The sequence below is a fragment of the Streptomyces sp. NPDC101234 genome (assembly GCF_044767525.1).
In the GTDB taxonomy this organism is placed as follows: Bacteria; Actinomycetota; Actinomycetes; order Streptomycetales; family Streptomycetaceae; genus Streptomyces; species Streptomyces sasae.
Genome location: NZ_JBIWOA010000001.1, coordinates 265,978 through 278,504, shown reverse-complemented (window position 1 = coordinate 278,504; position 12,527 = coordinate 265,978). Strand labels below are relative to the sequence as shown.

The 12,527-nt window shown below is 70.5% G+C and carries 14 protein-coding genes; 10 read left to right on the top strand and 4 right to left on the bottom strand.

The genetic code is table 11. The features are described 5' to 3' along the window. The first annotated feature begins 137 nt into the window (after window positions 1–137). From deoC to ACIRR9_RS01335, 3 genes are read left to right on the top strand one after another with little or no spacing between them, the layout of a single operon-like run. Complete coding sequence (deoC, locus tag ACIRR9_RS01345) at window positions 138–1,091, top strand: deoxyribose-phosphate aldolase (RefSeq protein WP_403747012.1); 954 nt, start codon at window positions 138–140, stop codon at window positions 1,089–1,091. Window positions 1,092–1,111: 20 nt separating this feature from the next. Further along, entirely contained in the window at window positions 1,112–2,548 is a 1,437-nt protein-coding gene (locus ACIRR9_RS01340; protein WP_403746309.1) for an aldehyde dehydrogenase family protein, read from the top strand. Continuing rightward, window positions 2,541–3,440, top strand: coding sequence for an aldehyde dehydrogenase family protein (locus ACIRR9_RS01335; RefSeq protein ID WP_403746308.1), 900 nt, complete (start codon window positions 2,541–2,543; stop codon window positions 3,438–3,440). The genes ACIRR9_RS01340 and ACIRR9_RS01335 overlap by 8 nt, the downstream gene beginning before the upstream one ends. Before the next feature lie 103 nt (window positions 3,441–3,543). On the opposite strand, the gene ACIRR9_RS01330 is transcribed toward ACIRR9_RS01335, so the two are convergent. Next, window positions 3,544–3,939 carry a hypothetical protein gene (locus ACIRR9_RS01330; protein ID WP_403746305.1) on the bottom strand — a complete coding sequence of 132 codons (396 nt, stop codon included), beginning with the start codon at window positions 3,937–3,939 and terminating at the stop codon, window positions 3,544–3,546. Window positions 3,940–4,066: 127 nt separating this feature from the next. Here ACIRR9_RS01330 and ACIRR9_RS01325 point away from each other — a divergent pair, with 127 nt between their 5' ends. Beyond that, window positions 4,067–4,708, top strand: a complete 642-nt coding sequence (locus ACIRR9_RS01325; RefSeq protein WP_403746302.1) for a uridine kinase — start codon at window positions 4,067–4,069, stop codon at window positions 4,706–4,708. A 294-nt stretch (window positions 4,709–5,002) separates the two neighbouring features. Here the strand turns inward: ACIRR9_RS01325 and ACIRR9_RS01320 are convergent, their stop codons facing one another. Beyond that, window positions 5,003–5,740 carry a SigE family RNA polymerase sigma factor gene (locus ACIRR9_RS01320; protein WP_123974596.1) on the bottom strand — a complete coding sequence of 246 codons (738 nt, stop codon included), beginning with the start codon at window positions 5,738–5,740 and terminating at the stop codon, window positions 5,003–5,005. Window positions 5,741–6,006: 266 nt separating this feature from the next. Between ACIRR9_RS01320 and afsQ1 the strand changes: the two genes are divergently transcribed. From afsQ1 to ACIRR9_RS01295, 5 genes are all read left to right on the top strand, one after another. Continuing rightward, the gene (gene afsQ1, locus ACIRR9_RS01315; RefSeq protein ID WP_177232965.1) at window positions 6,007–6,684 is read left to right on the top strand and encodes a two-component system response regulator AfsQ1; all 678 of its coding nucleotides are present in this window, start codon (window positions 6,007–6,009) and stop codon (window positions 6,682–6,684) included. Further along, on the top strand, window positions 6,681–8,237 hold the full coding sequence (locus ACIRR9_RS01310) for an ATP-binding protein (RefSeq protein ID WP_403746299.1): 1,557 nt from the start codon (window positions 6,681–6,683) through the stop codon (window positions 8,235–8,237). The genes afsQ1 and ACIRR9_RS01310 overlap by 4 nt, the downstream gene beginning before the upstream one ends. Continuing rightward, the gene (locus ACIRR9_RS01305; RefSeq protein WP_403746297.1) at window positions 8,237–8,848 is read left to right on the top strand and encodes a hypothetical protein; all 612 of its coding nucleotides are present in this window, start codon (window positions 8,237–8,239) and stop codon (window positions 8,846–8,848) included. Before ACIRR9_RS01310 ends, ACIRR9_RS01305 begins: the two co-directional genes overlap by 1 nt. A gap of 174 nt (window positions 8,849–9,022) precedes the next feature. After that, entirely contained in the window at window positions 9,023–9,574 is a 552-nt protein-coding gene (locus ACIRR9_RS01300) for a VanZ family protein (protein ID WP_403746294.1), read from the top strand. 95 nt (window positions 9,575–9,669) lie between these two features. Beyond that, window positions 9,670–9,867, top strand: coding sequence for a PspC domain-containing protein (locus ACIRR9_RS01295; RefSeq protein WP_123974599.1), 198 nt, complete (start codon window positions 9,670–9,672; stop codon window positions 9,865–9,867). A 74-nt stretch (window positions 9,868–9,941) separates the two neighbouring features. Here ACIRR9_RS01295 and ACIRR9_RS01290 read toward each other — a convergent pair whose 3' ends face one another. Then, on the bottom strand, window positions 9,942–10,295 hold the full coding sequence (locus ACIRR9_RS01290; RefSeq protein ID WP_365336569.1) for an ATP-binding protein: 354 nt from the start codon (window positions 10,293–10,295) through the stop codon (window positions 9,942–9,944). A gap of 157 nt (window positions 10,296–10,452) precedes the next feature. Next, on the bottom strand, window positions 10,453–11,610 hold the full coding sequence (locus tag ACIRR9_RS01285) for an adenosine deaminase (protein WP_403746290.1): 1,158 nt from the start codon (window positions 11,608–11,610) through the stop codon (window positions 10,453–10,455). A 123-nt stretch (window positions 11,611–11,733) separates the two neighbouring features. Between ACIRR9_RS01285 and ACIRR9_RS01280 the strand changes: the two genes are divergently transcribed. Continuing rightward, on the top strand, window positions 11,734–12,498 hold the full coding sequence (locus tag ACIRR9_RS01280) for an alpha/beta hydrolase family protein (protein WP_403746288.1): 765 nt from the start codon (window positions 11,734–11,736) through the stop codon (window positions 12,496–12,498). Window positions 12,499–12,527 lie beyond the last annotated feature (29 nt).

The window sequence follows — 12,527 nt, the reverse complement described above, 5'->3', positions numbered from 1 at the left end:
CGTTCGCATTGGTGCGGTGGGGGCATCGTCGCCACGGCCCGCGCCTCTTCGGGGCGCGGACACCACCCCACCTCAAGAAGAACCGGTCCCTCGGGGTGTACAGCTGCTACGCGCGTAGATATGCTCGGCTGGTGACCATGCCCACCACCGCACCCCACGCACTTGCTGACGTCACCGGGTCCGACAGCACGCTGCGCCGCTTCCTCCACGGGCTGCCCGGCGTCGACGCGGTCGGCCTGGAGGCGCGTGCCGCCTCGCTCGGCACCCGTTCCATCAAGACCACCGCGAAGGCGTACGCCATCGACCTCGCCATCTCGATGGTCGACCTGACGACGCTGGAAGGCGCGGACACCCCGGGCAAGGTCCGGGCGCTCGGCGCCAAGGCGGTCCACCCGGACCCGACGGACCGCACGACCCCGGCCACGGCCGCCGTCTGTGTCTACCCCGACATGGTGGCCGTCGCCAAGGAGGCCGTCGCCGGCTCGTCGGTCAAGGTCGCCTCCGTCGCCACCGCCTTCCCGGCCGGCCGCGCGGCGCTCGACGTCAAGCTCGCCGACGTGCGGGACGCCGTGGCCGCGGGTGCCGACGAGATCGACATGGTCATCGACCGCGGCGCGTTCCTCGCGGGCAACTACCTGAAGGTGTACGACGAGATCACCGCCGTACGCGAGACCTGCGGCACCTCGGCCCGCCTCAAGGTCATCTTCGAGACCGGCGAGCTGTCGACGTACGACAACATCCGCCGCGCCTCCTGGCTCGGCATGCTCGCCGGTGCCGACTTCATCAAGACCTCCACCGGCAAGGTCGCCGTCAACGCCACCCCCGCCAACACCCTGCTCATGCTGGAGGCCGTCCGCGACTTCCGTGCGCAGACCGGCGTCCAGGTCGGCGTGAAGCCCGCCGGCGGCATCCGGACCAGCAAGGACGCGATCAAGTTCCTCGTCCTGGTCAACGAGACCGCGGGCGCGGACTGGCTGGACAACCACTGGTTCCGGTTCGGCGCCTCCTCGCTCCTGAACGACCTGCTGATGCAGCGTCAGAAGCTGGCCACCGGCCGCTACTCCGGCCCCGACTACGTGACGGTGGACTGATCACCATGGCCAAGGAAAAGATGACCACCGCATTCGAGTACGCACCGGCGCCCGAGTCCCGCTCGGTCGTCGACATCGCGCCCTCCTACGGCCTCTTCATCGACGGCGAGTTCACCGACGCCGCCGACGGCAAGGTCTTCAAGACCGTCAGCCCGTCGACCGAGGAGGTCCTCTCCGAGGTCGCCCAGGCCGGCGAGGCGGACGTCGAGCGCGCCGTGAAGGCCGCCCGCAGGGCGTTCGAGAAGTGGTCCGCACTGCCGGGTTCCGAGCGCGCCAAGTACCTCTTCCGTATCGCCCGGATCATCCAGGAGCGCAGCCGTGAGCTGGCCGTCCTGGAGACGCTGGACAACGGCAAGCCGATCAAGGAGACGCGCGACGCGGACCTCCCCCTGGTCGCCGCGCACTTCTTCTACTACGCGGGCTGGGCCGACAAGCTCGACCACGCGGGCTACGGCGCGAACCCGCGGCCGCTCGGCGTCGCCGGCCAGGTCATCCCCTGGAACTTCCCGCTCCTGATGCTGGCCTGGAAGATCGCCCCGGCGCTCGCCACCGGCAACACGGTGGTCCTGAAGCCCGCCGAGACGACCCCCCTCTCGGCGCTGTTCTTCGCGGACATCTGCCGCCAGGCGGGCCTCCCCAAGGGCGTCGTCAACATCCTCCCCGGGTACGGCGACGCGGGTGCCGCGCTCGTCGCGCACCCCGACGTGAACAAGGTCGCCTTCACCGGCTCCACCGCCGTCGGCAAGGAGATCGCGCGCACGGTCGCGGGCACCCGCAAGAAGCTCACGCTGGAGCTGGGCGGCAAGGGCGCGAACATCGTCTTCGACGACGCCCCCATCGACCAGGCCGTCGAGGGCATCGTCACCGGGATCTTCTTCAACCAGGGCCAGGTCTGCTGCGCGGGCAGCCGTCTCCTCGTCCAGGAGTCGATCCACGACGAGCTGCTCGACTCCCTCAAGCGCCGCCTGTCGACGCTCCGCCTCGGCGACCCGCTGGACAAGAACACGGACATCGGCGCGATCAACTCCGCCGAGCAGCTGGCCCGCATCACCACCCTCGCCGACCAGGGCGAGGCGGAGGGCGCCGAGCGCTGGTCCCCGGCCTGCGAACTCCCCGCCTCCGGCTACTGGTTCGCCCCGACGCTCTTCACGAACGTCACCCAGGCGCACACCATCGCGCGCGACGAGATCTTCGGTCCCGTCCTGTCGGTCCTGACCTTCCGCACGCCCGACGAGGCGGTCGCCAAGGCCAACAACACGCAGTACGGCCTCTCCGCCGGCATCTGGACCGAGAAGGGCTCCCGGATCCTGGCCGTCGCGAACAAGCTGCGTGCCGGTGTCGTCTGGTCCAACACGTTCAACAAGTTCGACCCGACCTCGCCGTTCGGCGGTTACAAGGAGTCGGGCTTCGGCCGCGAGGGCGGCCGCCACGGCCTGGAGGCGTACCTCGATGTCTGACCGCACCAATGAGCGTCTGAGCGTCTTCAAGACCTACAAGCTGTACGTCGGCGGGAAGTTCCCGCGTTCCGAGAGCGGCCGGGTGTACGAGGTGACCGACTCCAAGGGCAACTGGCTGGCCAACGCACCGCAGTCCAGCCGCAAGGATGCCCGGGACGCGGTCGTCGCCGCGCGCAAGGCGTTCGGCGGCTGGTCCGGGGCCACGGCCTACAACCGGGGCCAGGTCCTCTACCGCGTCGCGGAGATGCTGGAGGGCCGCCGGGACCAGTTCGTCCGCGAGGTGGCGGACGCCGAGGGGCTGGGCAAGTCCAAGGCGGCCGCGGTCGTGGACGCGACGATCGACCGCTGGGTCTGGTACGCGGGCTGGACCGACAAGATCGCCCAGGTGGTCGGCGGCGGCAACCCGGTCGCGGGCCCGTTCTTCAACCTCTCCTCCCCCGAGCCCACGGGCGTGGTGGCCGTCCTGGCCCCGCAGGAGTCGTCGTTCCTGGGCCTGGTGTCGGTGGTCGCGCCCGTGATCGCCACGGGCAACACCGCCGTCGTCATCGCCTCCGAGAAGGCCCCGCTGCCGGCCCTCTCCCTCTCCGAGGTCCTCGCCACCTCCGACGTCCCCGGCGGAGTCGTCAACGTCCTCTCCGGCCGTACGGCGGAGATCGCGGCGCCCCTCGCCGCCCACCAGGACGTCAACGCGATCGACCTCGCGGGCGCCGACGAGGCGCTGGCGAAGGAGCTGGAGATCGCGGCGGCCGACAACCTGAAGCGCGTGCTGCGTCCACAGCCTGTGGACGACTGGACGGCGACGCCGGGGACCGACCGCATGACGGCGTTCCTGGAGACCAAGACGGTCTGGCACCCGACGGGGGCGCTGGGAGCGTCCGGCTCTTCTTACTGATTTCACCCCTGCGAGTGGGGAACTGCGGGCCGTCCGTGGCTGGTCGCGCAGTTCCTCCCCCAGCCTTCGGCCGGGGGCACCCCCAGCGCCCCTTGCGGGGCGCTCAGCCCCCCAGAATCTTCCCCACCACCGGAAGCGACCCGATCGACGGCGCCTGCGCCAGCGGTCCCGTCAGCATCTTCGACGTCAGCGGCTTGAAGTCGGCCAGTTGCGCCCCCACCCCGTTGTCCAGCGGGTCCACGCCGGTGCCCGCGAGCGGGTTGGGCTTCAGCCCGGCCACCGGCCCGGTGACGTACGGCAGTACACCGCCCAGCACCTTCAGGCCCGTCTGCGGGTCGATCTGACCGAGCGCGGTGGGGTGGGTGCGGACCACGTCCAGCGCGGGCCGGGTGTCCGCGGCGGCCGTCGCGGCGCCCGCGCCGAGCGCCACCCCTGCCGTGGCCAGGGCCGCCAGGGCACGCCGAGCGGTCGGGTTCGGGGAGGACGTGTGTCGGGGCATTGCTGGTGCCACCTTCCGGTGCGCAGGGTAGTAACGTCGGCACACAGGGTAGTTGAGGTGTGACTCACGCTCCAAAGCCGACCCGCGGGGTCGGCAGGAGGCCCACCATGCGTCAAACTGGTGTTCCGTGAGCATTCATCCTCCGCCCCCCGCCCGCGTCGTGCTGCTGTGCGGCCCCTCGGGTTCGGGCAAGTCACTCGTCGCCGCCCGTTCCGGGCTTCCCGTCCTGCGCCTCGACGACTTCTACAAGGAGGGCGACGACCCGACTCTGCCCCTGGTGACGGGGAGTTCGGACATCGACTGGGACCACCCGGAGTCCTGGGACGCAAAGGTCGCGGTCGAGGCGATCGGCCGGCTGTGCGCCACGGGCTCGGCGGCGGTGCCGGTGTACGACATAGCGCTGAGCGCCCGCACCGGCGAGGAGATGCTGCACATCGGCCGTACCCCGCTGTTCATCGCGGAGGGCATCTTCGCCGCCGAGATCGTGGAGCGCTGCCGTGAGCTGGGGCTGCTGGCCGACGCGCTCTGTCTGAGCCGGGGGCCGGTGAAGACCTTCCGGCGCCGTTTCCTGCGCGACCTCAAGGAGGGCCGCAAGTCGGTGCCGTTCCTGCTGCGCCGCGGCTGGCGGCTGATGCGGGCCGAACGCACGATCGTGAGCCGTCAGGTGTCACTGGGCGCGCACCCGTGCGACCGGGACGAGGCGCTGGGCCGGATGGCGGCGGCCGCGGTGGGTCGGCAGCACCGGGACCGGACACAGGCACCGGCGTGACAGCCGAAGAAGAAGCGCCGTAGAGAAGTCGTACAAAAAAAGTCGCAGGACGAAGTCGCGGGACGAAGTCGCAGAAAAAAAGCGGGACTGGATGGACCCCCCGGCCCTCCAGTCCCGCTTCCCCCGTTGCTCCGCCGAACACCCCCGTGTCCCCCGTGGCGGAGCTCCCCCGTGCTTTCCCCCCAGGTCCCCCCCGGACCCGCTTTTCCCCCGTGAGTCCCCCCGGACCCTCCCCCAGGTCCCCCGTGTTCCCCCGGTTCTCCCCCGTCAGGATCCCCCCGGATCCCCTTACCTTCAGGCGACGAGCTCCCCGAAGGCGTCCTCCTCGTCACGGCCGAAGCTGAGGACCTCGTCCTCGCGCAGCCGGCGGAGCGACCGCCAGATGCTGGACTTCACCGTGCCGACACTGATGTCGAGGATCTCCGCGATCTCCGGGTCCGTGCGGCCCTCGTAGTAGCGCAGGACCAGCATGGTGCGCTGGAGTTCGGGGAGCCGGGCGAGCGCCTGCCACAGGACCGCGCGCAGCTCCGTGCCGCTCATCGCGTCCGTGTCGCCGGGCGTCTCCGGCAGTTCCTCGGTCGGGTACTCGTTGAGCTTGCGGCGCCGCCAGGCACTGATGTGCAGGTTGGTCATCGTCCGGCGCAGGTAACCGCCCACGGCCGCCTTGTCGCTGATCCGGTCCCACGCCTTGTACGTCGAGAACAGCGCGCTCTGCAGCAGGTCCTCGGCCTCGTAGCGGTCACCGGTCAGGTGGTAGGCGGTCGCGTACAGGGAGGCGCGGCGCTCCTGGACGTAGGCGGTGAACTCCGCCTCGGTCAGCGAACGACGCTCCCCCGTGTCCTCCCTGTATGCGGTTCCCCCGTGTGCTTCCCCCGTGAAGCCGTCAACCACCGTCATGTAACCGGTGTGCTGACGCCCGGTGCCGCGAGCGCACCCCCGCCCGCTCACGGCACCGGACTTCTCGGAACCCCGGTGCACGTCGTGCAGACGCGTGACTACTGCGCTGGTGCTGTGGCTGATCAGCGTGTTCATCTCGCGCCCCCCGTCGTGGACTTCCGGTAGTTCGGCTTGCCCAGGCCCCGCGCCGCCCGGCTCTTGGCCGCTTGCTCGTCTGCCTGTGCCGAGAACTCTGCCGGGCCACCTTCACGGCCGTATCCGCCGACTGTCACAGACCTGTCACAGGGGTCCGGTACAGAGAGTCCACAGTCGATGCACAGGTGGTGGCGCTAAGGAGGTTTGCGGGCACCTGCGAGCCGCACAGGTCGTACGACGGGCCCCGCATGGGCCAGAATGAGCCCGTGCCTTCCCTGTTGCTGATCGAGGACGACGACGCCATCCGTACGGCCCTGGAGCTCTCACTGACGCGCCAGGGGCACCGGGTGGCCACCGCTGCGACCGGTGAGGACGGTCTGAAGCTGTTGCGTGAGCAGCGGCCCGATCTGATCGTCCTCGACGTCATGCTGCCCGGCATCGACGGGTTCGAGGTGTGCCGGCGCATCCGGCGCACGGACCAGCTGCCGATCATTCTGCTGACCGCGCGCAGCGACGACATCGACGTGGTGGTCGGGCTGGAGTCCGGCGCCGACGACTATGTCGTCAAACCCGTCCAGGGCCGGGTGCTCGACGCCCGGATCCGGGCCGTGCTGCGGCGCGGGGAGCGGGAGTCCACCGACTCGGCGACGTTCGGCAACGTCGTCATCGACCGGTCCGCGATGACCGTGACGAAGAACGGCGAGGACCTCCAGCTCACTCCGACCGAACTGCGGTTGCTCCTGGAGCTGAGCCGGCGGCCGGGGCAGGCGCTGTCCCGGCAGCAGTTGCTGCGGCTGGTCTGGGAGCACGACTACCTCGGTGACTCCCGGCTCGTCGACGCCTGTGTGCAGCGGCTGCGCGCCAAGGTCGAGGACGTGCCCTCGTCCCCGACCCTGATCCGTACCGTGCGTGGTGTCGGCTACCGCCTGGACGCCCCTCAGTGACCGACCGGCAAGAGGGTTTCCGCGGCTGGGCCGCGGATCGCAAGGGAGCCGTGTCCCGGCTGCGCTTCACCAGTCTGCGGCTGCGGCTCGTCGTCGTCTTCGGGCTCGTCGCGCTGACCGCCGCGGTGTCCGCGTCCGGCATCGCGTACTGGCTCAACCGCGAGGCCGTGCTCACCCGTACCCAGGACGCGGTGCTGCGTGACTTCCAGCAGGAGATGCAGAACCGGGCCGGCGCGCTGCCCGTCCATCCCACCCAGGACGAACTCCAGCGCACCGCCGGGCAGATGGCCAACAGCAGCCAGCGTTTCAGTGTGCTGCTGGTCGGCGAGGACACCGGCGGCAAGGTGGTGTACGGCAATTCGGGCGGGCTCAGCGGGTTCGCGCTGGACGACGTGCCGACCTCCCTGCGCAAGGCCGTCGACAAGCAGCAGAAGATGTCCGACAGCAACAAGTCGGCGTACCACCTGTACTGGCAGCGGGTCGTCGACCACGGCACGCCGTACCTGGTGGCCGGGACGCGGCTGATCGGCGGCGGGCCGACCGGCTACATGATGAAGTCCCTGGAGCCGGAGGCGAAGGACCTCAACTCGCTGGCGTGGTCGCTGGGGATCGCGACCGGGCTGGCGCTGATCGGCTCGGCGCTGCTCGCGCAGGCCGCCGCCACGACCGTGCTGAAGCCGGTGCACCGCCTCGGAGTCGCCGCCCGCCGGCTCGGCGAGGGCAAGCTGGACACCCGGCTCCGGGTCTCCGGCACCGACGAACTCGCCGATCTCTCCCGGACGTTCAACGACGCGGCCGAGGCACTGGAGAAGCGGGTCGACGACATGGCCGGGCGCGACGAGGCGTCCCGGCGGTTCGTCGCCGACATGAGCCATGAACTGCGAACCCCGCTCACCGCGATCACCGCCGTGACGGAGATCCTGGAGGAGGAGCTGGAGGCGGAGTCGGGGTCGATCGACCCGATGATCGAGCCCGCCGTCCGGCTGGTCGTCAGCGAGACACGGCGGCTCAACGACCTCGTCGAGAACCTCATGGAGGTCACCCGCTTCGACGCCGGTACGGCCCGGCTGGTCCTCGACGACGTCGACATCGCCGACCAGATCACCGCCTGCATCGACGCCCGCGCCTGGCTGGACGCGGTGGACCTGGACGCCGAACGCGGTATCCACGCCCGCCTCGACCCGCGCCGCCTCGACGTCATCCTGGCCAACCTCATCGGCAACGCCCTCAAGCACGGCGGCTCGCCGGTGCGGGTGTCGGTGCGGATCGAGGGCGACGACTTGGTCATCGCCGTGCGCGACCACGGTCCGGGCATCCCCGAGGACGTCCTGCCGCATGTCTTCGACCGGTTCTACAAGGCCAGCGCCTCCCGGCCGCGCTCCGAGGGCAGCGGCCTGGGCCTGTCCATCGCGACGGAGAACGCCCGTATCCACGGTGGCTCGATCACCGCCGCGAACTCCCCCGAGGGCGGTGCGGTGTTCACGCTGCGGCTGCCCCGGGACGCCTCGGAACTGGCCGAGGAGACCAAGGACGGCGGGGCGAAGGACGCGTGATGCAGGAACTGCGGGTACGAAGACTCCTTGCCGTCGCCGGGCTGGCGCTCGCGCTCTCCGGGTGCGGGATCCGGGCCACCGAGGTGCCGACCGACTTCGGCGGGGCACCCTCGCGGGTGCCGTGCTCGATGAACCAGCCGGATCTGTCGGCCCAGGACGAGCACGGGGTGCCGGTGCAGGTGTTCCTGCTGTGCGGCGCCTCGCTGGTGACCGTCGACCGGGAGGTGCGGGTCCCGGACGGTACGGCGGACGCCAAGCGACGGGTGATCGTCGCGCAGGGGCTCCTCGACCAGCTCGCCGAGACGCCGTCGGCCGCCGAGAAGGAGGCCGGCTACACGACGTATGTGCGCGGCGGGATGAGCGTGGGCGGGCCGCGGGCCGGGGACCCCGACGACACGCTGCGGCTGAGCACGTCGCCGCCGCAGCTGACGTCGTACGCGCTCGCGCAGATCGTGTGCACGCTGTCCGACTCGGCGGCGGCGGAGGGGGACGGGTCGGTGATCCTCGGCGGGCCGGGGACGGAGCCGTTGCGGCGGTACGAGTGCACCGACGCCGTGCGGAATGCGCCGAGTGGGAACCGGCCGCCGTCCAGTGAGGTTGCTTCCGGGTGAGGGGTGTTCGGGCGCCTCAGGGGGTGCCACCTGGGGTTGTGGGGCGGGTGCGGGTCGCATTCGGTTGCTCGCGCAGTTCCCCGCGCCCCTGACGGGGCGCTGTTGCCGGCCTGTGTTTCAGGCCTCATCGGCTGATCCGGAACCGATCGTGTGCGTGGGTGCGTCTTGGGGGGCGTGCAGCGTCAAGGCTCCATCGGCGGCAGCGCCGCGATCCGCGTCCGTGTGACAGGGGGTGTCCTCCTTGTCGCACATCTCGCGTTCGTCGCCTGGCTGATGCTGCGGCCGCTGGACGTGCCCTGGGTGATGCCCGCCAACCTGCACCCGTTCGCCGGTATCCGTACCGACCTGTCGCTGGGCTGGCGGGAGGCGGCGCACCGGATCGGTGAGGGGCTCGCGCTGCTCGCCCCGCTGGGTGTGCTGCTGCCGATGGTCCACGGCAGACTCGACGCCTCCCCGCTCGGCTCCCTGATCCGTACGGCCACCGCGGGCGCCCTGATCTCGCTGGGCATAGCCCTGCTGCAGACCGGGGTGCCCGGTCGTGTGGTGGACGTCGACTCGATCCTCCTGAACACGACCGGTGTGGTGCTGGCGCATCTCGCCGTGGTGCCGGCGGGCCGGTCCCGGCTGCGCCGCAAGGGGGAGCGGGTGAGGCGTACGGCCGTACCGCAGGAGGAGACGGCTCAGGGTCGTACCCCGACGATTCCCAGGGTGGGGATCGCCCCGTAGAGCGACGCTTCGACCCGGTTCGTCACCGTAGCGTGGAGGGCAGTCGAGAGGCCGTACGGGCCGCCTCGCACCGGACGCTCACGAAGGAGCCGCAGATGTCCAGCCTCGCCCGCCCCACCAACGGCCGCATGATCGGCGGAGTGTGCGCCGCGCTGGCCCGGCGCTTCGGCACCTCCGCGACGACGATGCGGGTGATCTTCCTGCTCTCCTGCCTGCTGCCGGGCCCGCAGTTCCTGCTCTACATAGCGCTGTGGATCCTGCTCCCCGCGGAGGAGAAGGCCTCGGCCTGGTAGTCCCTTACACGACAACGCCGTTGGGGCGCCCCGGTCGGATCCGGGGCGCCCCAACGGCGTTCGCTCGGGCGGGGTCAGCCGAGCGGAATCCCGTTCACGGGCAGGCCGTGCGTGGGCAGGCCCTGGAGCGGCAGTCCGCCGAGGAGGCCGGCGACGGGCTTGGTCGGGCCTGCGGCGAGAAGCTGCTGGGCGGCGGGCTGGGCGGCGGCGAGCCCCGCACCGAGGGCGGTCTGCCCCTGCCCGAGGACCTCACCGGCACCGGGCAGGGTCTTGGCGACGTTCTCGGCCGGCAGCGTCCTGGTGACGGTGTCCAGGGCCTGCGGGGCGTCGGGGACGGCCGGGGCCGCGTTGGCCGCGCCCGCACCGACGGCGGCGAAGGCGGCACCGAGGGCGGCGACACCGAGGGTCTTGGCAGCAGACTGCTTCATCGTTGATGCGTCCTTGGATTTTGGAATGCGGTAACGGGGTCGATAACACGCTGAGCGGTCCACGACCGTAAACACGACGGACCGCCCGCCGCAAACACCGAAATGCGGACGACTTGTGAACAGCCGTCCGCATTCCGTGCCCCGTCCGGACGCCCGGTCAGTCCTCCGGGTCGACAGAACCGCTGGTGGAGGCGGTCTGCCGGAACAGCCATTCGGACTTCAGCTCCGCATAACCCGGCTTGACGACGTCATTGATCATCGCCAGGCGTTCATCGAAAGGAATGAACGCTGATTTCATCGCATTGACGGAGAACCACTGCAGGTCGTCGAGCGTGTAATCGAATGCCTCGACGAGATGCTCGAATTCCCGGCTCATACTGGTCCCGGACATCAGCCGGTTGTCGGTGTTCACCGTGGCCCGGAAGTGCAGCCGGCGCAGCAGCCCGATCGGGTGGTCGGCATAGGAGGCGGCGGCGCCGGTCTGGAGGTTGGAGCTGGGGCACAGCTCCAGCGGGATCCGCTTGTCGCGGACGTACGACGCGAGCCGGCCGAGCTTGACCGTGCCGTCCTCGTGGACCTGGATGTCGTCGATGATCCGCACGCCGTGCCCGAGCCGGTCGGCGCCGCACCACTGGAGGGCCTGCCAGATGGACGGCAGTCCGAAGGCTTCGCCGGCATGGATGGTGAAGTGGTTGTTCTCGCGCTTGAGGTACTCGAAGGCGTCGAGGTGCCGGGTGGGCGGGTAGCCGGCCTCGGCGCCGGCGATGTCGAAGCCGACGACGCCCAGGTCCCGGTAGCGGTTGGCGAGTTCGGCGATCTCCAGGGAGCGGGCCGCGTGCCGCATCGCGGTGAGCAGGGCGCCGACCCGGATCCGGTGGCCGTTCTCCCGCGCCAGGGCCTCGCCCTGCCGGAAGCCCTCGTTGACGGCCTCGACGACCTCTTCGAGGGACAGGCCCTGTTCGAGGTGCTGCTCGGGCGCGTAGCGCACCTCGGCGTAGACGACGCCGTCCTCGGCGAGGTCCTCGGCGCACTCGCGGGCGACCCGGATGAGCGCGTCCCGGGTCTGCATCACGCCGACGGTGTGCGAGAAGGTCTCCAAGTACCGTTCCAGCGAGCCGGAGTCGGCGGCCTCGCGGAACCAGATGCCGAGTTTGTCCGGGTCGGTCTCGGGGAGCTGGGAGTACCCGCCCTCCCGGGCCAGGTCGGCGACGGTACCGGGACGCAGGCCGCCGTCCAGATGGTCGTGCAGCAGAACCTTCGGTGCCCGGCGGATCTGCTCCGGCGTCGGGGTGTTCGCGGTGCTCTGGCTCGTCATTTCCGCACTCTAACTCCTACGCGCGTAGATCGCTCGGTGTCCCACGTTTTACTTATGCGTCGATACGTAACGGTGACCGCACGGACCGGTGGCGTACACCGCTTCTTCTGACACTGTTCTGTCATGGCACAGCAAGCGACGCCGGTCCGAACGGCCAGGCTGGGCAGGGCAGTCGGCCAGGAGCCGACGACGGCGACCGGGGTGGTTCTGCTGCTCCCGGGCGGCGAGGAGGTTTCCGAGCGCAAGCCCTCCCCCGTATGGGCGACAGGGCTCGTCCGCGCGCTGGGACGCCGGCTCGCCCGGGACGGCCGCGACGAGGGGCTGGCCGCGCACATCGTCCACTACCGCTATCGCGGCTGGAACGGCAGCGAGGCACACCCCGCGGGGGACGCGACCTGGGCCGCGGACGAGGTGGTAAGACGGTACGGCGATGTGCCGGTATGCCTGATCGGGGTGGGCATGGGCGGCCGGGCCGCACTGCGCGCGGCCGGACACGAGGCGGTCAACTCCGTCGTCTCCGTCGCCCCTTGGCTGCCGGAGACGGATGTGGCGGCACCCGAGGAGCCGGTACGGCAGCTGGCGGGGCGGCGGGTGCTGATCGTGCACGGCACGAACGACGAACGGACCGATCCCGAACTGTCGTTCCGGCTGGCGGCGCGGGCGAAGAAGGCGAACCGGGAAGTGTGCCGGTTCGAGGTGCACTCGGACGGGCACGGGCTGCATCAGCACCGGGACGAAGTCCTCGCTCTCGCTTCGGACTTCGTCATGGGGGCGTTGTACGGGGATGCGGTGTCGCGGCCGGTGGAGGATGCGTTGGCTGCGCCGCCGCCGATCGGGTTGCGGATGCCACTTGCCGCGGGCTTCGGCCGGTCGCTTCGTAAGGGCTGACGATCGGTTTCGGGGTGCGGGTCGTGGGT